This is a genomic window from Sorangium sp. So ce327 (genome assembly GCF_051530205.1).
GTDB classification, from domain to species: Bacteria; Myxococcota_A; Polyangia; order Polyangiales; family Polyangiaceae; genus Sorangium; species Sorangium cellulosum_B.
Map to the genome: position 1 here is coordinate 8,708,555 of NZ_CP150330.1, position 20,465 is coordinate 8,729,019.

A 20,465-nucleotide genomic window follows, 5' to 3' on the forward strand; every position below is an offset into this window, starting at 1 on the left:
AGGATCGCCATGTCCGCGCTGTCGCCCACGCGCTCGTCCACGCCAGAGGGCTCGCCCATCGATCCCAAGCTCGCCGGGCTGCGCGCCCGGCTCCGGGAGCTCGGATCGGTCCTCGTCTGCTACTCCGGCGGGGTCGACAGCGCCTTCGTCCTCGCGGTCGCGCACCAGGAGCTCGGCCCGAGCGCCGTCGGGATGACCGCGGTCTCGCCGAGCCTCGCGCCGGCCGAGAAGGAAGAGGCCACCTCGATCGCCCGGCTGATCGGCGCCGACCACCGGCTCGTCGAATCGTCCGAGATCGACGATCCGCGCTACGTCGCGAACAACCCGGATCGCTGCTTCCACTGCAAGAGCGAGCTCTACCGGATCGCCGCGCGAAAGCGGTCCGAGTGGGCGCTCGCGGCGATCGTGAACGGCACCAACACCGACGACCTCGGCGACTACCGCCCCGGGCTGGAGGCGGCGCGGGAGGCGGGCGTGCTGAGCCCCCTCGTCGAGCTCGGCTTCAGCAAGGCCGACGTGCGCGCCGGCGCGGCGCGCGTCGGCCTGCCCATCTGGGACAAGCCGGCCGCGGCCTGCCTCTCCAGCCGGATCCCTTACGGGACCAGCGTCACGCGCGAGCGGCTCACGCAGATCGGCGGCTTCGAGGCGGCGCTGCGCGGCCTCGGCTTCCGCCAGGTCCGCGTCCGCTACCACGACGACCTCGCGCGCATCGAGCTCGACGCGGGCGAGCTCGCGCGCGCCGCCGAGCCGCCGGTGCGCGCCGAGATCGTGGCCGCCGGCAAGCGGCACGGCTTCCGGTACGTGACGCTCGATCTCGGCGGGTACAGGACCGGCAGCCACAACGAGGTCCTCGTCGGCCGCGCCCTCAAGATCGTGAGCTGATCTCGCGGGAGCCGCGCGGCCTCACACGAGCGAGGAGCGCACGACCTTGGCGCGCTCGTCGCGCTCCTTCAGGTGCTCGAGGATGATCACCGCCGTCTCCTCGATGGCGCGCTTGGTGACGTCGACCACCGGCCACTCGGGGTGCGCGGCGAAGAGGCGGTTCGCGAAGTCGAGCTCCTGGCGGACGTGCTCGCGCATCGCGTAGTTGGTCTCGGAGGGCATCCCGAGCTGGCGCAGCCGCGCCTGCCGGATCTCGCAGAGCTGATCGATCCCGATGGTCAGCCCGACGACCCGATCCTGGTGGGCCTCCATCAGCTCGAGCGGCGGCGGGACGCCGAGCACCAGGGGCAGGTTCGCGACCTTGAGGCCGCGCTGCGCGAGCAGCGTCGACAGCGGCGTCTTCGACGTGCGCGAGACGCCGACGAGGACGATGTCGGCCCTCTTGAAGTTCCGCGGCTCCTTGCCGTCGTCGCTCTTCACCGCGAACTCCACCGCCTCGATGCGCCGGAAGTACTCCTCGCTCAGCGGGAGCATCGCGCTCGGCAGGTTGATCGGCTCCCGGTCGAGGAAGGTGCCGAGCCGCACGATGAGCGAGCCGATCAGATCGATCGCCTCGATGTTCAGCTCGGCGGTGGACGCGTGCAGGAACTCGCGCAGCTCGGGGCTCACCACGGTGAACACGACGAGCGCGCCCTCCCGGGCCGCGCGCTCGAGCACCGGCCGCGCGACCTCCGGCGTGCGCACCCGGGTGTGGAGGCGGATCTGCACCCCCGCGTCCGGGTACTGGAGGAGCGCGGCGCGCACGGCCTTCTCCGCCGTCTCTCCGGTGGAGTCGCTCAGGACGTCGATGAACTTCGCCTTGTCCATGTCCGATCCCTCCGTCGCCATTTCGGCTCAGGCGCTCGAGGCAGGGCTCGTGCCTCGGCGTTCAGCAGAGCGCGGAGGATCGCGCGCGGCCGCGCGCCAGGTCAACCAAACAGCCCCTTCAGCTTCTCCATGAACGTGGCCTGCTGAGGCTGCACGTTCTCGCCGAGATCCTTCGCCAGCTGCGCGATGAGCTCCCGCTGCGTCGCGGTGAGCTGCGTCGGCACCTCGACGCTCACCTCGACGAGCTGGTCGCCGCGCCCGCCCACGACGCGGCGCGGTATGCCCTTGCCCTTGATCCGGAGCACCGCGCCGGGCTGCGTGCCCGGGGGGATGCGGAGCCGGCCCTTCCCCTCCAGGGTCGGGATCTCCAGCTCGCCGCCGAGCGCCGCGCGCGCGAACGAGATCGGCACGGAGCACACCACGTCGTCGCCGACGCGGCGGAAGAGCTCGTGCGGCGAGACGCGGATGGTGAGCTCCAGATCGCCCGGCCCCCGGTCGGAGCGGACGGCGTTGCCGCCGCGCTCCACGAGCCGGGTCGCGCCGTTCTCCACGCCCGGAGGGATCGTCACCTCGATGGTCTTCTGCTTCGCCGCGAGGCCGGCGCCGCGGCACATCCTGCACGGGTCGGTCACGATCCGCCCCGTGCCGCGGCACCGCCCGCAGGGGCGCTCGATCGCGATGGGGAACATCCCCTGCTGCATCCGGACGCGGCCGCGGCCCGAGCACGCCGAGCAGCGCTCGGTCGACGCGCCCGGCGCGGAGCCCGAGCCGGCGCAGTCGCCGCACGGCTCGACGCGATCGTAGGCGATCTCCTTCGTGCAGCCGAACGCCGCCTCCTCGAAGGTGATCCGCACCTCCTTCTGCAGCGTCCCGCGGTCGCCGACCCGGATGCCCAGGGCGCCGAGGAGATCGCCGAAGATGGCGTCGAGGTTGAGGTCCTGCATGTCGAAGGGCACGCCCGGGACCCCCGAGCCGGCGGAGGCGCCGACGGCGGCGGGGCCGAACCGATCGAACGCCGCGCGCTTCTGCGGATCGCTCAGGATCTGGTAGGCCGCGTTCAGCTCCTTGAAGCGGACGTGCGCGCCCTGATCCCCGGGGTTCTTGTCGGGATGGTGCTGGCCGGCGAGCCGCCGGAAGGCGCTCTTGATTTCATCCTGCGTCGAGGAACGCTCGACGCCCAATACTTCGTACGGATCCCGCACGACGTGCGAAATAGCATCGATCGCCCTCCCGGGACAGCGGCTACCGGGCCGCCTAATCCGCTGATTTCCCTTCGGGCCCGGCGAGTTCGCGCTTCATCACCTTGCCCGTCGGGTTGCGCGGCAGCGCGTCGACGAAGACGACCTCGCGCGGGACCTTCGGGCCCGCGAGCCGCGCGCGGCAGTGCGCTCTGATGTCGCCCTCGCTCGCGGCCGCGCCGGGGCGCAGGGCGACGACCGCGCGCACGCGCTCCCCGAAGGCGCGGTCCGGGACGCCCACCACCGCGGCCTCGGCGACCGCCGGGTGGTCGTGGAGGACCGACTCCACCTCGGCGGGGTACACGTTCACGCCCCCCGAGATGATGAGCTCCCGCTTGCGGCCCTCGAGGTGGTAGCAGCCGCGCGCGTCGCGGCGGGCGAGGTCGCCGACCGAGAAGTAGCCGTCGCGCGTCGACTCGCGCGTGGCGCCTGGGTCCCTGTGGTAGCCGGAGACCAGCAACGAGCTCCTCACGTAAAGCTCGCCCACCTCGCCGTCCTGGCACGGCGTCCCGTCCTCGCGCAGGAGCAGCAGCTCGCTGCCGGCGACGGGGCGCCCGATGGTGCCCGGCGAGGCGCGCAGATCCTCGGGGCCCGCGATCGTCACGATGCCCGTCTCGGTCGCGCCGTAGAAGTTGAAGAGCCGGTCGCCGAACGCCGCCATCACCTCCGCCGCGAGCGCCGGCGAGAGCGGCGCGCCGCCCACGAAGATCGCGGTGAGCGACGACGTGTCGTAGGCGCTGAGCCGCGCCTCGCCGAGCTCGAGGACGCGGTGGAGCATCGTCGGGACGACCGCCGTGGTGGTCACGCGGTACCGCTGGATCGCCTCGAGGAAGAGCTCGGGATGGAACTCCGGGAGGATGACGATCGTGGCGCCGACGATGAGCGACAGGTTGACGAAGCCGAGCGCCGTGAGGTGGTAGAGCGGGCACACGGCGAGGTGCACGTCCCCCGCGCGCATCGGGGTCGCGCCGATGGCCCCCAGCGCCGGCAGGACGATGCCGCCGCCGAAGCCGCGCACCGCGCCCTTCGGCTTGCCGGTGGTGCCGGACGTGTACATCACCACCGCGGCGCGCTCGCTCCGATCCGGCGAGGCGCCCCGCTCGGCGGCGAGATCGTCGAACGCGGCGAGGAGGTCGTCGAGGTGCGAGAAGCCCGGGACGCGCTCGCCGATCGCGATCATCTCCTCGGGCGGGATCCCCTCGAGCCGCGGCGCGGCCTCGCGGATCACGCCGGCGATGTCGGAGTCGAACAGGAGCAGGCGCGCCCCGGAGTGGCCGGCGAGGTAGGCGAGCTCCGCGGGGGTCGATCGCCACGAGGCCGCCACCACGGACGCGCCGACGCGGGCCAGCGCGACCTGGCACATCAGGAACTCGGGGCGGTTCTTGAGCGCGAGCAGCACGGTGACGCCCGGGCCGACGCCGCGCCGGTCGAGCGCGGAGCCCAGCCGATCGATGGCCTCGTTCAGCGCGAAGAAGGAGTAGACCCGATCCTCGGCCGGGGGCCCCGCGGCGCGGGGCGCGAGGCTCGCGAGGCCCAGCGGCTCGATCACCGCGATCCGGTGCGGGCTGTTCTCGGCGTGGAAACGGAACAAGAGCGACGGGTTCGCCTTGCCTCTCGCGAGCTCGCGCGCGAGCACCTTGAGCCCCGGCCAACGCAGCGCGGCGAGCAGCCCCGCCTGCGTCACTGCCCGCCCGGCGGCGAGCGCCGCGTCGATCGTGCCTCGCCCGCTCGCCAGCGCGGACCTGACCCCTCCGAGTCGCATGGCCGGCGACTTTACTCTGGCCCGCATTGGCCCGCATGCGCCGTGGTAGGGTGGGTCCCGTGACGGAAGCTGACCGCCGCTCAGCCCAGCGCGCCGCGATCGAGCTGAGCGTAGAGTACAAACGGCTCAACACGTTCTTCGCCGACTACACCCGAAACATCTCGAAAGGCGGGACGTTCATCCGGACGGATCGCCCGCTCGCGATCGGCACCGAGTTCGTGTTCGCCCTCTCGATCCGGAACCTGGCCGAGCCGCTCCGCCTTCGCGGGCGGGTGAAGTGGATCGTCACGACCGCCGAGGCGACGGAGTCGGCTCCGGCGGGGATGGGGATCGAGTTCCAGTACACGAGCGACGCGGAGCGCGCCGCTACCGAGGCGGTGGTCGAGCAGCTGATGATGAGCGAGCTCGGCGAGACGCTCGCCTCCAAGCTGCTCGGCCGCAAGCTCGGCGACGGCTCGCGGTAGCGCCTCCGAGGGGTGCGCTCACGCTCCCCCCGTGTACACTGGCTCGCAATGCCGCTGCCGCCCCTGTTCCCTCGGCGCCGTCTCGCTCGGGGTCTCGCCGCGCTTGCCCTCGCGCTCTCTCCCGTCGCCTGCGGGGCCTCTGGCTCGCCAGGGGCGAAGGGGCCGCCAGGCGCCGAGGGCCGCGTCGCTGCCGTCGAGGTCCGCGACGCCGATTTCTCCGCCAGCCTGTTCTCCATCGTGCGCGACGGCAAGCAGAGCCCGCAGCGCACGGGCCTGCTCATCGGCGTGGTCCGCAGGCAGCTCGCGCACGCCGCCGGGCGCTTCAACGCAGGGCAGCCCGACCGGGCGGTCGAGAGCGTCCTGGGCGCGCTGGCCCTCGTCCGTCCCGGCGAGGGGCGCGCAGAGATGATCGACGCCGTGGGCGAGCGCGCCATCGCCGGCGCGATCGAGCGGCTCAGCCCGCGCGGCGACGAGGGGCGGGTGCGGGCGCTCATGGAGCTCCGCTCCGCCGCGCTGCCGAGCGGGAGCCGGGCCCGCGCCGAGAGCGACGAGCACCTCGCCGCGCTCGAGCAGTGGATGAAGGAGACGCGCACCGGCGGGCCGCTCGAGCAGCTCGGCGCGGATCAGCGCGCGGCCGTCTCGCGCGCCCTCGTCGACGGCCGCGCAGAGTCGATCCAGCGCGCGGCCGCCGCCACCGTGGCGTGGATCGATCGGGCGATCGAGTTCAACATCGAGTACCGGCAGGGCGGCGCGAGGCCGGAGCGCGAGGAGGCGGTCGAGGCGGCGCGCGCGCTCGAGTCGGGCGGCGCGAGCCTGGCGGCGCTGTTCCTCCGCTTCGGGGACGCGAAGGGCGCGATCGATCAGATCGACCGCACGAGCGTGCGCCGGGTGATCCCGCCCGGCCTGTACCAGCGGCTCAAGGCCGCCGCCACCGACGACGACGCGGTCTCGTGGCAGGCGCTCGCCGCCGCCTTCGCGCAGCACGCGGCGCAGGAGCGCGACGCCGAGACCGGGATGCGGCAGGAGCTGCTCGACGGGGCGATCTGGGGCGCCGCCCTCGAGGCCTACCGCCGCGACCCGCTGAACTACGACAGCGCCACGCTCCTCTCCCAGGTGATGATCCGCCTCGGCATGTCCGAGGCGACGCCGCTCGTGATCGCCGGCGCGCTCGGCGACCGGCCGAGCCCGGGCGCGCTCGGGGCCGCGCTCGGGCTCGTGCTGAGCGCGCTCTCGGAGGAGGCGTCGAACGACGATTTCGAGGCGGCCCGGCGCACCTACAACGCGGCGGGGCCGCTGCTCGTGCTCGCCGATCAGGCGGCGCGCGGCGGCGGCGCGCTCGATCCGTCGGGCGCCCGCGTCCGTTCTCTCATGGCGTCGCTCGAGCTGCGCGCCGGCAACCTCGTGGCCGCGCTGCCGCTTCTCCGCGCGGCGACGGCGGCCGAGCCGACGGTCAACGGGCTCACGGTGCTCGCGATGGCCGAGCGGCAGGCCGGCGAGCCCCAGGCGGCGCTCGAGGACGTGCGGCGGGCGCTGGGAGCGCCGGACGCGCGCAGCGCGCCGCTCGAGATCATCCAGGCGCACCTGCTCGCCTTCGAGCTCCACCGCGACGCTGGCACGCAGGACCGGGCGAAGGAGTCGCTCGACGCCGCGCTCGCCGCCGCGCTCGACACCCGGCAGCGCGCCCGGGATCCCGGCGCCAAGGCGCGGACGGAGCGGCTGCTCGGGCGCATCCTCGACGGCTATGGCGACGAGAAGGGCGCGACCCGGGCGTACGATCGGGCGTTCGCCCTGGTGGCGGCCGAGGCGCCGCAGCTCGGCGCCACGATGCTCGACGCCGTGGGGCGCGCGCTCGTCGAGCGCGATCTCCCCGCCGCGCGGCGGGCGCTGAAGCGCGGCCTCGAGGCGAACGTGGACGAGGACGATCTCATCTACGGCGGGCTCTGGGTCCTGCTGCTGGAGCGCGCCCTCGGCGTCGCGACCGACGGCACCGCGGGCCGCGCGCTGGACAGCGCGACGAGCCGCGCGTCCTGGACGGGAAAGCTCGCGGCCTGGGCGAACGGTGGGCTCAGCGACGCGGATCTCGGCAGGCTCGCCCGGAGCGCAGCGCAGCGGGTGGAGGCGCAATTTTACACCGCGATGGCCAGGAAGGCGGCGGGGGATGCCGGCGCGGACGAGCGGCTCCGCGCGGTGTCGAAGAGCCCCGTGATCGACCTGCTCGAGGTGCACCTCGCGCGCGAGATGCTGGCGCCCGCGCTGCGCCTCGATCTGCCCCGCAACGCGGGCCTTCCGTAGAACGCGCCAGCGATCGCGCGCGGGATGGATGACCTGGGCCGGATGTGCGATACGGTCTCCGCTGGTCAGGTGGCGAGTTGGTCGGATGACCAGCGCGCGCGAACAGCGCGCGGAAGGAATAAAGGGCTTCCACGCGTGCGCCTTGTCGTTCGATCATCGATGAATGTCCGATGACCGGATCGATCCGCTCGAGAAGCTCGCCGCCGCTCACCGGAGCCTGGAAGAGAACCTGAACGATCTCGCGCGCGCCGCGCGCGCGCTCAGCGATCCCCGCGGGCGCGCCGCCGCGCTCGAGGGTCTCTCCAGCGTGGTGGCCTACTTCGAGCGGTCGATGAGCCGGCATCGCGAGGACGAGGAGCGCTCGCTGTACCCGCGGCTCGCGGTGCTCGAGGCGATCGCGCCGACCCTCGATCGCCTCCGGCAGGAGCACAAGGCGCAACAGCGCGCGATCGACGCGCTGCGCGCCGCGATCGAGAGAGACGGCGGCCCCGAGGCCGTGGAGACGATCCCCCAGCTCATCGAGGACCTGCGCGCTGCGCACCAGCGCCATGTGGAGAGCGAGGAGCAGGAGGTATTTCCGGCCGCTCGCCGGTTCCTGCAGGCCTCGGCCAAGCAGGGGATCTGGAACGAGATGGAGACGCGCCGAGGGCGCGGAGGGCAAGGCAACCCGGCCAAGGGCATCAGCGGGCGCCCATACCGCCCCGGCGGGATGCGCAGGGGCCCGTAGGCCTGCCCCGGGGGATGCGCCGCGGGCGCGACCGCTCGGCGCGGCCGACGGGAGACCGCTCCTAGAATTGCTCCTCGCGCGCGCGCTCGAGCGCGGCGCGCAGGTAGTTCTGCGCTCGAAGCGTGTGCGCCCCGTCGGGGTGCTGGTCCAGGTGGCTGCGGAACGCCTCCGCCGATTGCATGAAGCTCCCCAGCCGGTAGAGGCTGACGCCGCGGGCGAGGTGCCTGGGATAGGAGGGGTCGAGCGCGGCGAGCTCGTCGATCTTCTTCAGGCGATACTGCTCCTCGGCGCGCCGCGCCTCCACGGCGCGGAGCGCCGCCGCGGGCGAACGCGGCCCCGACCCACCCGCCTGCGCAAGGCGCGCCGCCGTCTCCTCGTCGGGAGGAGCCGGGAGGGTCTGCGCGCTCCTCGCGGCGGCGAGCGGGCGCGCGAGCAAGAACTTGAACAGCGCGCGCTCCTCGTCGAGCGCCGGGGCGAACGGATCTCGCTGGACGCCGACGATGGCGCTCCAGCGCTTCTTGAAGAGCACACCGAGCACGACGCCATCCATGGCGACGCGGCGGGCCCCCTCCCCGCCGCCGCGCTGCGCCGCGTCCCCCTGCCCCAGCCAGGCGTTTCGGCGGAGCAGCCCGAGGAAGTCGCCGCCGAGCTCACGGAGCTCGTCGGACTCCTCGCCGGTCGCCTCGAAGCGGCGCACCTCGCGGACGAACGCCCTCAGCTGGTAGGCGCGCAGCCGGAGCACCGCCTCGTCCCCCTGGGCGAGCGCGCGGCCCACGGCGTCGGTCACGCGCGCGCGCGCGGCGAGGAGCTCGGCCTCGGTGTGATCCGCGTCGGCGTCCACGAGCCCGAACGCGCGGATGGCGGAGCCGAGCTCGCGCACCTCGGCGTCGAGCCCGAGCTCCTCGGCCTCGCGAGCGCGGGTGATGTCCGCGTCTCGCACGCGCGCGAGGACGCGCGCGTCGGCGAGCGGCAGCGGCAGCTCGGCCGGCTCGACCGACCGCGGCACGGCGAGGATCGCCGCGGAGCCCGCGATGAACACGGCCACGAGCCCCGGCTCCCAGCCCTCGAGGTGCCGCTTCCAGCCGCGGCGCGCCCCCGCGTCGGCCCTCGTGGACGACGCGACCGCGACCGCGGGGGTGCTGCTACCGCTGCTGTTCGATCGGGTCGAGCCACTCGGGCGACTCGGGCGGCTCGAGCGGCTCGAAGAAGAACTCGAGCGCGGCTCCCGGCGCTTGACAGCGACGCTCTCGGCTCGCGACATTGATCGTCTCCTCTGCGCTCCAGAATACCCCACGCGGCGCGCCTCAGCGCCGCGCAGCTAGCCAGCGAGGAACGTGCGAGATCACCGGAAGCACCCGCGCAAGCAAATCGAGCTCTCGATCGCGTTCCGGATCGGTGACGGCCCGCGCGTCGACGCGATATGCCGCGACCTCAGCCTCGGCGGGATGTTCATCGAGACGAGCTCGCCGGCTCCCTTCGGCGCGACCGTCGAGGTGCTGCTGTCCCTGCAAGGACTGAAGCAGGTCGCCGTGATCCCGTCGGTGGTGCGATGGACCACCCCTGAGGGGATGGGGGTGCAGTTCGGCATGATGGGCGCGCGAGAAACCTACGCGCTCACGCAGCTCCTCGGCTCCCTCTAGAGCGTCGGTCAGTCGTCGATGGTCAGGGGGATGTCGAGCTGCCTCGAGCTTCCCGTGAAGCGCCCTCGGTAGAGGCCCTCGGCGCAAGCCTGCAGCGCCGGCCGGAGCGGCGGGTTGAAGCGCAGGGCGGCGACGCTGCCGTCGGGGCGCACGGAGACGTGCAGCGTCGAGACGATCGATCGGCGGACCGAGGACCTGCCGCTCGCGCTCTCCCGCGCGAAGCAGCTCGACAGCAGCGACTGCACGGAGGCGGGCGTGAGCGCCGGCGGGCCAGACGCCTCCTGCGCCTCCGGGCTCGGCGGCGCGGCGGCGGGCGGGGGCTCGGTCGTCAGCGGCGACAGCAGCGCAGTCGGCTCGGCGACCGCAGGGGCGGCGGGCTCCTCGGCGCGAGCCACGACCGCCGGGGCCAGAGCGGCTCCGCCCGGCGGACGCGCGCCGACGGCCGGCTGGGGCGGAGCGGGTGCAGGCGCCGGCTCCGGCGACGCGACCGCGGCGACGCCTTCCTGCGGCGCGGGGCGATCGAGGAGGCGCGCCTCGCGGCCGCCGTCGAGCGAGAAGGTGCCGCGCGACGGGCCAACGAGGAGGTGGGCGGTGGTCGCGCCGCGGTACGCCGCAGGGCCGACCGCGACGGTGCCGTGCTCCACGTCGACCTCCACGCGGCCCTCCAGCCGGGTCACGGTGAACAGCGTGCCGTGCACCGCGACGCGGGTGCCGTCCACCTCGACGGCGAACGCCTCGACGAGCCCCTCCTCGGGCGCGCGCGTGACGACGTCGGCGCGCACCGAGCCCCGCTCGAGCGAGATCACGTGGCCGACCCCTGCCGCGCCCACCGCGCGCACGACGGCGCGGCTGTCCGGCAGGAGCGTCCAGCGCACCGAGCCGACATCGACGAAAGAGACCGCGTGGTCCGCGGCCTCGACCGAGTCGCCAGGCCGTAGGGCGCGGAAGTCCAGGTCGCCGGACGCCCGGTCGCCGCCGGCTGCCACGGGGACCTCGGCGAGATCGCGGGCGCGCGGCGGCGTCGACGTCGCCGTGACGGGCGGGGCCGAGCGCCCGGCCGCGAGGACCGCGAACGCGATGGCCGCCGCCGCCGCCGCGAACCCGAGCGCGCGCCCGAGCGGCGAGCGCTGCGGCGGCGCGGCGCGGCGGACCGGAGCGGCCCGCTCGATCCGCGCGAACAGCTCGCGCTCGATGGTGTCCCAGCGCGGCTCGGGCGGCTGCTCGGCGCGGAGCAGCCGCTCCATGTGCTCGCGTGCCCGGTCGTAATGCTTTGCGCCGCTCATGCGTCCTCCGCGTCGACAGCCGATGGATCCGCCGCGGGGTATCCCACGGCGGCGCCCCCCACGGAAACGCGCGTGCGCGCCGCTGCCGGCCCGGCGCCATCTGCCTTGTCCGCGCCGCCCTCGGCCAGCTCGGCGGCGAGCTGGGCGAGCGCAGGCTCGGCGCGCATCATCGCCTCGATCTCGCGGCGCGCATAGAACAGGCGCGTCCGCACCGTCAGGACCGGCGCGCCGACGATCTCCGCGATCTCGGTCGGCGGGATCCCCTCGAGCTCGTGCAGGACGTAGACGACCCGCTTCTTCTCGGGGAGGCGCTCCAGCACCCGCCGAAAAGCGTCGATCCTGCGAGCGCGAGCGGCGTCCTCGTCCGGGAGCATGCCGCGGTCCACCTCGATATCGGCGCCGAGCTCGCTCACGAACACCGGCCGGCAGCGCGCGGCGCGCCGCGCCATCAGCACGGCGTTGACGGTCACCCGGTGGAGCCACGTCGTGAACTTCGATTGCCCCCGGAAGTCACCCAGGCTCCGGTGCACCTGGATGAACACCTCCTGGATGACGTCCTCGACGTCGGCGGTCGGCCCGAGCATCCTGAAGACGAGGCGCGCGACGTCGCGGCGGTAGCGGCGGAAGATCTCCGCGAACGCCGTCGGGTCGCCGCTCTGGAAGCGGCGGATCCACTCGCCCACGTCGTCGGGCTCGGTCACCTGCGGAAGCCTACCCGCCCCCTCGGCGCTCATGGAGCTCGACGGAGAGACGAGGAGCGCCGGACGACGAGAGCGGTCACCGCCCGCGAACGCGACGTCGAGCGGCGCGCGGGCGTCTCTGGCAGCGCACTCGGGCAGGTCGTCGCCACGGCCGTCCGGCGCAGCCGCGTCAGCAGGGAAGAACGACCGCGAGAGGTGCGCCCACAGCGCCCCCGTCTCGACCGCCACGGTATGCACGGAGAGCTCTGGTGCGCCGAGCCGCCGGATCATTCATGGCGCCGCACGGCTGCTCTCCCGGAGCGGCGGTTACGCCGAACGCAGAAAAGTTGTTCCTTGAGCCACATTGGCGCGACCTTCCGGCGCATGATCTTCATCGCCGTATCGCTGACCGTGGCCCTCGTCGCCGCCGACCTGCTCGATCTGGGCTCCCGCCGCCGCGATCGCGTCTAGCGAGCGCCTACAGACCCTGACAAAAAGGGGCCCGGCTGGAGCCCGCGCCGGCCTCAGGCCGACGCGCGCTCCAGCCGGGCGAGTCGAGGAGATCGCGGTGCCGTCCGGGTCGTCCCCGTCGGCTTCAGCCCGCGGCCTCGGCCCCCGCCGCGCCGCCCTTCTTGGGCAGCTCGAAGAGCGCCGACAGCTCGACCTTCTCCTGCTTCTTCTGCTCGAGGAGCCGGTTGACCGCGCGAAGCACGCGCGTCTTCGCGGGGCCGCTGATCGGCTTGCCCTGAAGCGCGGCGCTCAGCGTGCGGTCGGTCACGGGACGACCGCTGCGCGGCTTCTTGGCGCTGGCCGCCTCCTTCTTCTTGGCAGCGTCCTCGCTGCCACGCGCCAGCCGCTTGGTCAGGCGAATCGCCCGATCCTCCGGCTGCAGCCGTTCGATCTTCACCGACGCCGCGATGATGCGGCGGGGGTCGATCTTCTTTTCCTTCAAGAAATCTTCGATCTTGGTAGCCATCGTCGTCACTTGCCCCGAAAGGGCGGCGACCCTATCACGCGCGGCGCCGCTGTGCATCTGCGACGTTTACCCCCTGCGCCGCGCTGGGGTAGCTTGTCGGGGTGACCTTCCTCCCTGAGCTCGACGAAGCCGCGCGCGTCATTCGCGAACGAATTCCAGCGCCTCCGCGCGTCGGTGTGGTGCTCGGATCAGGGCTCGGCGGCTGGGGCGACGAGCTCGCCGACCTCGTGAAGGTGCCCTACGCGGACATCCCTGGCATGCCCCGGCCGGCCGTCGCCGGGCACCCCGGCTTCCTCTGCGCCGGCCGCGTCGGGGACGTGCAGGTCGCCTGCCTGCAGGGGCGCGCGCACTTTTACGAGGGGCACCCGCTGGTGAAGGTGGTGTTCGGGGTGCGGGTGCTCGCCCGGCTCGGCTGTCGCGCCGTGCTCCTGACGAACGCGGCCGGCGGCATCAACCCGGGGTTCGCCGCCGGCGATCTCATGCTGCTCACCGATCACCTGAACCTGATGGGAGCGAACCCGCTGGTCGGGCCGAACGACGAGGCGCTCGGCAAGCGCTTCCCCGACATGACCTACGCGCACGATCCCAGGCTGATCGAGCTCGCGAAGACGGCGGCGAGCGACGCGGGCGTCGCCCTGCGCGAGGGGGTCTACGCCGCGCTGCTCGGGCCGACGTACGAGACGCCCGCCGAGATCCGGATGCTGCGCGCGCTCGGGGCCGATGCGGTCGGGATGAGCACGGTCCCGGAGATCATCGCGCTCAGGCACATGGGCGTGCCGGCCGCGGCCATCTCGTGCGTCACGAACCTCGCCGCGGGGCTGACCAAGCGCGAGCTCGACCACAAGGAGGTCGAGGAGACCGCGCGGGAGGCGCGCGCACGGTTCACGGCGCTGCTCTCGGCGTGGGTCCGCCGCGTCGGCGCCGACGTCGCGGCCGGGAGCACGGCGTCGTGAGCCCCCCTCCGCGCGACGCCGGCGACGCGCTCGCCTCGGCTGAAGCGGCGCAGGCGATCGACTGGGACGCGCTCGACCACGCCGCCGTCGCCGTCCGGACGCGGGCGCACGCGCCGTACTCCAGCTACCGGGTGGGCGCGGCGATCCTCGTGCGATCCGGCCGCGTGTTCACCGGCTGCAACGTCGAGAACGCCTCGTACGGGCTCACCATCTGCGCAGAGCGCTCCGCCATCGTGCAGATGGTCGCGGCCGGCGAGCGCGATCCGATCGCGCTCACCGTCGCCACCAGCGGGCCCGTGCTCGGCAGCCCGTGCGGGATGTGCAGGCAAACCCTCGCCGAGTTCGCCGTGGATTTCCCGATCCGCCTCATCGCCGCCGAGGCCGACGGCGTGGCGCCGCGGACCACCTCGCTGTCGGCGCTGCTCCCCGAGGCGTTCGGGGCGGCCGCGCTCTCGCGCTGATCGCCCCGAACGCCCTCCAGGGAGCGCCGAGGGCTCACTCGATCGAGAGCGCCTCGGCTTGATCGATCTGCGACAGCGCCGCGGCGAGCGCCTCCCGCGCGCGCTCGAGCGAGACGCGATCCTCACCCCACTTCGAGCGCGCCTTCTGCAGGCGGGCGCGCTCGACGGCCAGCTGCTCGGTGAGCTGCTCGCCGTGCGCCCGCAGGGTGTCGCGCTCCTCGGTCCGCTGCGAGAGCTGAGCGCCGAGCTCGCTCCCACGCCGCTCGGCCTCGGCGAGCTGGCCCTGGAGCGCCTCGATGGAGCGCGCCCGCTCGGCGAGCTCGCCCAGCAGGCGCTCGCGCTCCCCGGCGGCCGCGGAGAGCTCGCCCGCGCGCTGCTCCAGCTGCTGCTCGAGCTCCTGCGTCCGGGCCTCGCGGTCCGCGATCTGGTTGCGCGCTTGCCCGAGCTCCGTGGAGAGCCCGCGGGCGACCTCGTCCAGCTCGCGCCGCTGCGCCGCCCAGGCGGCCTCCCGCTCGGCGGTCTCGGCCTGGTGCGCCGCGCGCATGTCGGCGAGCGCCTGCGCGTGCGCGGCCTCGAGCTGCGCCTGCCGCTCGGCGGCGCGCTCCTCGAGCTCGGCCACCCGCTTCGCGTGGGCCTGCTCGGCGTCGCGGACGGCCTGCTCGCGCTCCTCGATGAGCTCGCGCTCCCGCGCCGCGAGCTGCGTTGCGAAGCTCTCCCGCGCGGCCGCGAGCGCCCTCGCGTGCTCCTCCGTCTGCTGCGCGATCGCCCGCGCATGCTCCTCGGCCTGCCCCTCGAGGGCGCGCGCGTGCTCGCGCTCCCGCCGTCCGATCTCGTCCGCGTGCTCGCTCCGGAGCCCCTCGACGGCGCTCGCGTGCTCGCTCCGGAGCCCCTCGACGGCGCTCGCGTGCTCGCTCCGGAGCCCCTCGATGGCGCTCGCGTGCTCGCCCCGCAGCGACTCCAGCGCGGACGCGTGCTCGCCCCGCAGCGACTCCAGCGCGGACGCGTGCGCGGCCTGCTGCTTCTCGAGCGCGGCGGCGTGCTCGTCGCGCGCCCCCTGGAGCGTGGCGGCGTGCGCCGCCTGGGCGCGCTCCAGGGCGGCGGCGTGCTCGCTCCGCGCCGTGTCCAGCGCAGCGGCGTGCTCCCGGTCGCGCCGCTCCGTCGCGGCCTCGTGCTCGCGCCGCAGCGCCTCGACGGCGGCCTCGTGCTCGCGCCTCGCCGCGTCGAGCGCCCCGGCGTGCTCGGCCCGCAGCCCCTCCATGGCGGCGGCGTGCTCGGATTTCGCTCCCTCCGCAGCCGCCGCGTGCTCGGCCCGGAGGCGGTCCAGCGCCGTGGCGTGCTCGCCGGTCAGCTTCTCGATCGCGCTGGCGTGCTCGCCGGTCAGCTTCTCGATCGCGCCGGCGTGCTCACCGGTCAGCTTCTCGATGGCGGCGCGGTGCTCGGCGGCCTGCTGCTCGCGCCGGGCGGCGTGCTCGGCGTTGAGCCGCTCCACCTCCGCCCGGTGCTCCGCGGCCGCCTGCTCGAAGCGCTCGCGCTCCGCCTGCGCGCTCTCCTCGAGCTCGCGCTGCGCCGAGGCCTCGAGGGCGGCGATCGCTTGCGTCTTCTCGTCCGCCGCCGCGCGCAGCGCCTCCGTGTGCGCCGCCTCCGCGTCCATCAGCGCCTGCCGGGCCGACGAGAGATCGGCGTCGCGGGCCGCGATCTGCCCCTGCAGCTTCTCCGCGCGCGCCTTGAAGTCTTCCGCGCGCTTGGCGGCGAGCTCCTTGTCCGCGCGGAGCGACGCGACCTGTCCGTCGAGGTCCTCGCTCGCGCGCTCGAGCTCCAGGATCCTGTCGACCTGATCGGCCTTCTCCCGCTCGAGCGACAGCGACTGATCCCGGAGCTCCAGCAGCTCCTTGTCCTTGCGCGACATCTGGTCGCGGAGCGCGAGGATCTCTTTGTCCTTCTTGTTCAGCGCCTCGCGCAGATCCAGGAACTCGCGGCTCGACACGCCGCCGGGCCTGGAGCCGGCGCCGGCGCCGGACGCGAGCTTCACCTTGAGCTCGTCGAGCTCGCGCCGCAGGCGGGCCGCCTCCTGGCTGCCGTCGTTCGTCGAGGAGAGCTCGCCCTCGAGGCGGAGCGAGGTCGCGCGCGCGGCCGCGACTTCCTTGGTGAGGCGGACGATCTCTCCCTTGGACCTGTCCAGCTCGCCACGCAGACGCTCGATCTCGGCCGTGTCGGCGTCGGAGCGAGGCGGCGCGGGCGGCGCAGGGGTCAGCCGCCCGCGCTCGGAGATCGGAGCCCGGTACGCGGCCCCGCGCTCGGAGACCGGAGCCCGGTACGCGGCCACCGGCGACGAGCTCACGGGCGGCGGCGCCGAGGCCGGCACCGGCGTCTTCGTGGGCGCCAGCGTCCGAGACGACGGCGCGACCGAGGGCCTGACGTCGGTGCGCTCCTCCTCCTCGTCGCGGATCAGCCGGGTGAACGCGCCGCCGATGAACTCCTCGATGTCCTCGTCCGACTTGCGGGCGTCCGACCGCGCCGCGGCGCCCTGCGGGGGCCTCGGCGGAGCTGACGCCCGGGCGCGATCCTGCGCAGCGGCGACAGGGGGCGCCGACGGCACGGCAGACGGTGTGGCGGCAGACGGCGGCGCCGCGGACATCGGCCTCGGCGCGGCAGGCGGCGCCGCGGACGGCGGCCTCGGCGCGGGGGGCGGCGGCACCGCGGACGGCGTGGCGGCGGCAGGCGGCGGCGGCGCCGCGGACGGCGGCCTCGGCACGGGCGGCGGGATCGACGGCGCAACGGCGGGCGGAGGCGCGACGCTCCCGGGCGTGCCGTCCGAGCCCACGGCGGCCGTGACGATCGTGGGATCGCCGGAGTCCTCGTCGATGTCGGCCTCGAGCACCTCGGCCTCGTCGATCATGATCGGATCGGCCTCCGCGTCGTCCCCGTCGATCGGGACGTAGTTGCGGATGTGCTCGAGGAGCTCGCCGAACGCGATCGGCTTGTGGATGTAGTCCTCCGCGCGCGTCCTGAGCTTGCGGTGCTGCTCGAACGTCTCTTCGCTCGACTCGCTCGACATGATGACGAGCGGTACGTCCTTGAGCTGCACGTCCTTCTTGAGCTTGTTGCAGACCGAGAAGCCGTTCATGCGCGGCAGCTCGATCGACAGCAGGATGAGGTCGGGGCGCTCGGCCGCGGCCGCCTGCAGGCCGACGTTGCCGTCGTCGACCACCTGAACGGTGCAGCCGAGGCGGCCCAATTCCGTGCGGAGCTCCCCGGCAAACGCCGGATCGCTCTCAAATACGAGGACTTTCGTCATGTTCCGGGGTGTGCGCGGGTTCGGAGGGGAAACCAAGATATCGGCCCCCTTCAACGAGTGTCAAACACGAGGCTGGCAGCGCAGCTCAGATCGCGCGGCCGCCGTCCGCCTGCCAATCCTGCCGACGTCGCGACGAGCGGAAATCGCCCGGCCCGGGGGCGATACCGCACAATCCCACCATGGCTCTTGCCGAGGAGCAGGGAGACAGCGGAAGACCCGCGCGCTCGCCGATCAGGGCGCGACGAAGTGGCCGGGCGCCTCGTCTCCGAAGCACAGGCCCATCTCACGGGCCGTGACGACCGTGTCCGAGTCGAGCGGCACCGTCTTCGTCTTGCCGGCGACCTCCTCGAGGGGGACGAGCTCGATCCGGTTCGAGCGCAGCGCCACCATCCCGCTGCCGCAGTCCTCGACGAGGCAGCGCGCCGCGGCCGCGCCGAAGCGGAGGGCGAGCAAGCGATCCGCCGTCGTGGGTCCGCCGCCCCGCTGGAGGTGGCCGAGCACCATCGAGCGCGCTTCCTTGCCGGTGCGGGCCGCGAGCTCCTTGGCCACGCGCTCGGCCACGCCCCCGAGCACGGCGGTGCGGCGGAACGCGTCGCCCGCGTCCTTGATGATCAGCTCACCGCCTTGCGCGTACGCCCCCTCGGCCGCCACGACGATGGAGAAGCGGCGCCCGCGCGACTCCCGCAGGCGGATCTTCTCGGCGATCGCCTCGAACCGGAACGGGATCTCCGGCATCAGGATGACGTCGGCTCCGCCGGCGATCCCGGCGTTGAGCGCGATCCAGCCCGCGTTCCGCCCCATCACCTCCACGACCATGATCCGCTCGTGCGCCTCGGTCGTGGTGTGGAGCCGGTCGAGCGCCTCGGTCGCGATGGAGACCGCCGTGTCGAAGCCGAACGTGAGGTCCGTGCAGCAGACGTCGTTGTCGATCGTCTTCGGCACGCCGATGACGAGGGGCAGCCCGCGCTGGAGCAGCAGGTGCGCGATCCGCATGGATCCGTCTCCGCCCACCGAGATGAGCGCGTCGAACCCCTCCGCGCGGAACCGCCGCACGAGATCCTCGGATCGATCCCGCGGCACGAGCCCGTGCTCGCCAGGCGTCGGGTAGTGGAACGGATCGCCGCGGTTCGCGGTGCCCAGGATGGTGCCCCCGAGGTGCGCGATGCCCCGGACCCGCTCGCGATCCAGGCGGATGAGCCCGTCCGGAGCGTCGTCGAGCAACCCGCGGTACCCTTGCCGGATCCCCCACACCTCCCAGCCACGCTCGAGCGCGCCGAGCGTGGCCGCGCGGATCACCGCGTTGAGCCCCGGCGCGTCACCCCCGCCTGTACTGATAGCGATCTTTCGTGCCGCCATGACGCTCGCAGCATCGCGAGCCGCCCCCGGCGACGCAATAGACATCTCCTCGACCTGGCCTCGAAAGGCACGCATGCGCGTGGCGATTCGACGGAACGACGGCGGCGGACGGCGGCGAACGCGGCCCGCTGGGCGAGCCCAGGGAGCGCGCCGAGCGAGGAGCGTCTGCGCGAACCGGCCTTCGCACCCACCGCGCGTGCGCCGTGTGGTCGGGGCCGCCACGGGGAGGGGTGTCGATCTGGGAGGAGCGCCGGCATGACGGTCGCGAGCGCCGGCGACAGGGTATAGGGGCGTGCGCATGCGATCACCCCGGCTGCGTGCCCCTGTATGAACCGCGCCACCCTGATCCGAGGCATCCAGGTCATCGTCACGCTCACGCTCGCGTCGTTCGCTTACGTCCTCTACAGCGAGATCCACGACAAGCAGGCGAGCCTCGCCGCCGCGTTCGCGCACGTGCGCCCGGGCTGGCTGCTCGTCGGCGCCGTGCTGGCGCTGCAAGAGGGCGTGTTCGGAGGCCTCAGGATCTGGACCCTCGGGCGCGTCCTCTGGCCCGAGCTCCGCGTCCGTACCGCGGTGACCTCGGAGTTCGTGCTGATGTTCTGCGCCGGGGTGACCCCCGGACAGGCCGGCGCGGCGCCGTCGCAGGCCGCCGTGCTCGTGCACGGCGGCATGCGGCTCGTCGACGTGGCCACGGCGGAGCTGCTCACCGCCTCGTGCACGATCACCTTCTTCCTCCTGTCTGCCGTGGTCATCTTCGTGCTGCAGCAGGGCGGGATGCTGGTCGTGCCGGCGGGCCCGCAGATCGAGTGGCTGCTCCTCTTCACCGTCGCGATGTTCGGCTCGGCCCTCGTCGCGCTCATCGCCGCGGCGGCGTACCCGCCCCTCCTCAAGGGGATCGTCCGCGCGCTTTCGGTGCCGCTCGGGAAGCTCCTGCGCGCCATCCTGCTGGGCGCCCGGCGCGTGCCCCGGCTGCGGGCCCGCGCCGAGGCCGCGCTCGCCGCCCCCGGCGCCACGACCGCGCGCCTGCTGCTGGGCGTGGACGAGTTCCACCACGGCTTCCGCATCTACATGCGCCGCGGCAAGCGCGCCTATGCCGCCGCGCTGCTGCTCACGTTCGGCTTCTTCTGCTCGCGGTTCGCCGTCGCCTACTTCATCCTGCTCGGGCTCGGCATTCCGACCTCGCCCTCGACGTTCGTCTCGGTAGGCCCGCCGATCGTGCAGGTCGTCCTGATCCAGACGCTGCTCAACTTCGCGCTCTACATGACCCCCACGCCCGGCGCGAGCGGCGTCGCCGAGCTCGGCTCGAACGCGCTCATGTCGCCCTGGGTCCACGGCGCGTTCGTGGTGCCGTACGTTGTCCTCTGGCGGGTGCTCACCCTGTTCCTCTGCATGTTCGTCGGGGGGGTCTACGTCTTCCGCTACCTCGGCGCCGACGTGCTCGAGGAGCGCGTGAAGCAGACGGAGGCGGAGAAGCGCGCGCTCGCGGAGGCGGCGCGCGCCGCGAAGGCGCCGCTGGGTGGAGAGGACACCACCGACCGGCAGCAAGGCGTGGGGTGACGAGGGAACGGGGTGACGCGGGAACGGGGTGA

The 20,465-nt window shown here is 73.7% G+C and carries 17 protein-coding genes; 8 read left to right on the plus strand and 9 right to left on the minus strand.

Annotated elements, in window-relative coordinates; all coding sequences use genetic code 11:
* Window positions 1-9: 9 nt before the first annotated feature.
* Complete coding sequence (gene larE / locus WME95_RS32470) at window positions 10-882, plus strand: ATP-dependent sacrificial sulfur transferase LarE (RefSeq protein WP_437903238.1); 873 nt, start codon at window positions 10-12, stop codon at window positions 880-882.
* A gap of 21 nt (window positions 883-903) precedes the next feature.
* Here the strand turns inward: larE and WME95_RS32475 are convergent, their stop codons facing one another.
* The 3 genes from WME95_RS32475 to WME95_RS32485 all read right to left on the minus strand — a co-directional run bounded on the left by WME95_RS32475 (window position 904) and on the right by WME95_RS32485 (window position 4,749).
* Window positions 904-1,749, minus strand: a complete 846-nt coding sequence (locus tag WME95_RS32475) for a pyruvate, water dikinase regulatory protein (RefSeq protein ID WP_437542827.1) — start codon at window positions 1,747-1,749, stop codon at window positions 904-906.
* 101 nt (window positions 1,750-1,850) lie between these two features.
* A complete protein-coding gene (gene dnaJ / locus WME95_RS32480) occupies window positions 1,851-2,951 on the minus strand; it encodes a molecular chaperone DnaJ (protein WP_437903239.1) in 1,101 nt (366 codons plus the stop codon).
* Between the two features lie 52 nt (window positions 2,952-3,003).
* Complete coding sequence (locus WME95_RS32485; protein ID WP_437903241.1) at window positions 3,004-4,749, minus strand: class I adenylate-forming enzyme family protein; 1,746 nt, start codon at window positions 4,747-4,749, stop codon at window positions 3,004-3,006.
* Window positions 4,750-4,808: 59 nt separating this feature from the next.
* Between WME95_RS32485 and WME95_RS32490 the strand changes: the two genes are divergently transcribed.
* The 3 genes from WME95_RS32490 (at window position 4,809) to WME95_RS32500 (ending at window position 8,232) form a co-directional block, all read left to right on the plus strand.
* Window positions 4,809-5,213: a PilZ domain-containing protein gene (locus WME95_RS32490; RefSeq protein WP_437542833.1), complete on the plus strand. Its 405-nt coding sequence runs from the start codon at window positions 4,809-4,811 to the stop codon at window positions 5,211-5,213.
* Between the two features lie 48 nt (window positions 5,214-5,261).
* Entirely contained in the window at window positions 5,262-7,505 is a 2,244-nt protein-coding gene (locus WME95_RS32495; RefSeq protein ID WP_437903243.1) for a hypothetical protein, read from the plus strand.
* Between the two features lie 163 nt (window positions 7,506-7,668).
* Complete coding sequence (locus WME95_RS32500) at window positions 7,669-8,232, plus strand: hemerythrin domain-containing protein (RefSeq protein ID WP_437542838.1); 564 nt, start codon at window positions 7,669-7,671, stop codon at window positions 8,230-8,232.
* Window positions 8,233-8,293: 61 nt separating this feature from the next.
* Here WME95_RS32500 and WME95_RS32505 read toward each other — a convergent pair whose 3' ends face one another.
* The gene (locus WME95_RS32505; RefSeq protein WP_437903245.1) at window positions 8,294-9,493 is read right to left on the minus strand and encodes a hypothetical protein; all 1,200 of its coding nucleotides are present in this window, start codon (window positions 9,491-9,493) and stop codon (window positions 8,294-8,296) included.
* Window positions 9,494-9,566: 73 nt separating this feature from the next.
* Between WME95_RS32505 and WME95_RS32510 the strand changes: the two genes are divergently transcribed.
* On the plus strand, window positions 9,567-9,872 hold the full coding sequence (locus WME95_RS32510) for a PilZ domain-containing protein (protein ID WP_012238486.1): 306 nt from the start codon (window positions 9,567-9,569) through the stop codon (window positions 9,870-9,872).
* Between the two features lie 8 nt (window positions 9,873-9,880).
* Here WME95_RS32510 and WME95_RS32515 read toward each other — a convergent pair whose 3' ends face one another.
* The 3 genes from WME95_RS32515 to WME95_RS32525 all read right to left on the minus strand — a co-directional run bounded on the left by WME95_RS32515 (window position 9,881) and on the right by WME95_RS32525 (window position 12,868).
* Window positions 9,881-11,155: a FecR domain-containing protein gene (locus WME95_RS32515; protein ID WP_437903247.1), complete on the minus strand. Its 1,275-nt coding sequence runs from the start codon at window positions 11,153-11,155 to the stop codon at window positions 9,881-9,883.
* A complete protein-coding gene (locus WME95_RS32520; RefSeq protein ID WP_437542844.1) occupies window positions 11,152-12,126 on the minus strand; it encodes an RNA polymerase sigma factor in 975 nt (324 codons plus the stop codon). The genes WME95_RS32515 and WME95_RS32520 overlap by 4 nt, the downstream gene beginning before the upstream one ends.
* Window positions 12,127-12,430: 304 nt before the next feature.
* On the minus strand, window positions 12,431-12,868 hold the full coding sequence (locus WME95_RS32525) for a hypothetical protein (protein ID WP_437542846.1): 438 nt from the start codon (window positions 12,866-12,868) through the stop codon (window positions 12,431-12,433).
* Between the two features lie 44 nt (window positions 12,869-12,912).
* Between WME95_RS32525 and WME95_RS32530 the strand changes: the two genes are divergently transcribed.
* Both WME95_RS32530 and WME95_RS32535 read left to right on the plus strand, forming a co-directional pair.
* Entirely contained in the window at window positions 12,913-13,764 is an 852-nt protein-coding gene (locus tag WME95_RS32530) for a purine-nucleoside phosphorylase (RefSeq protein WP_437542849.1), read from the plus strand.
* Window positions 13,761-14,225: a cytidine deaminase gene (locus WME95_RS32535; protein WP_437903248.1), complete on the plus strand. Its 465-nt coding sequence runs from the start codon at window positions 13,761-13,763 to the stop codon at window positions 14,223-14,225. The genes WME95_RS32530 and WME95_RS32535 overlap by 4 nt, the downstream gene beginning before the upstream one ends.
* 34 nt (window positions 14,226-14,259) lie before the next feature.
* On the opposite strand, the gene WME95_RS32540 is transcribed toward WME95_RS32535, so the two are convergent.
* Together WME95_RS32540 and WME95_RS32545 are read right to left on the minus strand one after the other, a co-directional pair.
* On the minus strand, window positions 14,260-17,520 hold the full coding sequence (locus WME95_RS32540; protein WP_437903249.1) for a response regulator: 3,261 nt from the start codon (window positions 17,518-17,520) through the stop codon (window positions 14,260-14,262).
* Between the two features lie 231 nt (window positions 17,521-17,751).
* Window positions 17,752-18,876, minus strand: coding sequence for a 6-phosphofructokinase (locus WME95_RS32545; RefSeq protein ID WP_437903250.1), 1,125 nt, complete (start codon window positions 18,874-18,876; stop codon window positions 17,752-17,754).
* A 327-nt stretch (window positions 18,877-19,203) separates the two neighbouring features.
* On the opposite strand from WME95_RS32545, the gene WME95_RS32550 reads away from it, so the two are divergent.
* Window positions 19,204-20,433: a lysylphosphatidylglycerol synthase transmembrane domain-containing protein gene (locus tag WME95_RS32550; RefSeq protein WP_437542858.1), complete on the plus strand. Its 1,230-nt coding sequence runs from the start codon at window positions 19,204-19,206 to the stop codon at window positions 20,431-20,433.
* Window positions 20,434-20,465 lie beyond the last annotated feature (32 nt).

Bases quoted from the DNA above. Each gene is read 5' to 3' on its own strand.
- WME95_RS32545 (WP_437903250.1), bottom strand. From the start codon at position 18,876: ATGGCGGCACGAAAGATCGCTATCAGTACAGGCGGGGGTGACGCGCCG.
- WME95_RS32540 (WP_437903249.1), bottom strand. From the start codon at position 17,520: ATGACGAAAGTCCTCGTATTTGAGAGCGATCCGGCGTTTGCCGGGGAG.
- WME95_RS32505 (WP_437903245.1), bottom strand. From the start codon at position 9,493: ATGTCGCGAGCCGAGAGCGTCGCTGTCAAGCGCCGGGAGCCGCGCTCG.
- larE (WP_437903238.1), top strand. From the start codon at position 10: ATGTCCGCGCTGTCGCCCACGCGCTCGTCCACGCCAGAGGGCTCGCCC.
- WME95_RS32475 (WP_437542827.1), bottom strand. From the start codon at position 1,749: ATGGACAAGGCGAAGTTCATCGACGTCCTGAGCGACTCCACCGGAGAG.
- WME95_RS32550 (WP_437542858.1), top strand. From the start codon at position 19,204: ATGAACCGCGCCACCCTGATCCGAGGCATCCAGGTCATCGTCACGCTC.
- WME95_RS32500 (WP_437542838.1), top strand. From the start codon at position 7,669: ATGTCCGATGACCGGATCGATCCGCTCGAGAAGCTCGCCGCCGCTCAC.
- WME95_RS32495 (WP_437903243.1), top strand. From the start codon at position 5,262: ATGCCGCTGCCGCCCCTGTTCCCTCGGCGCCGTCTCGCTCGGGGTCTC.
- WME95_RS32515 (WP_437903247.1), bottom strand. From the start codon at position 11,155: ATGAGCGGCGCAAAGCATTACGACCGGGCACGCGAGCACATGGAGCGG.
- WME95_RS32525 (WP_437542846.1), bottom strand. From the start codon at position 12,868: ATGCACAGCGGCGCCGCGCGTGATAGGGTCGCCGCCCTTTCGGGGCAA.
- WME95_RS32520 (WP_437542844.1), bottom strand. From the start codon at position 12,126: ATGATCCGGCGGCTCGGCGCACCAGAGCTCTCCGTGCATACCGTGGCG.
- WME95_RS32485 (WP_437903241.1), bottom strand. From the start codon at position 4,749: ATGCGACTCGGAGGGGTCAGGTCCGCGCTGGCGAGCGGGCGAGGCACG.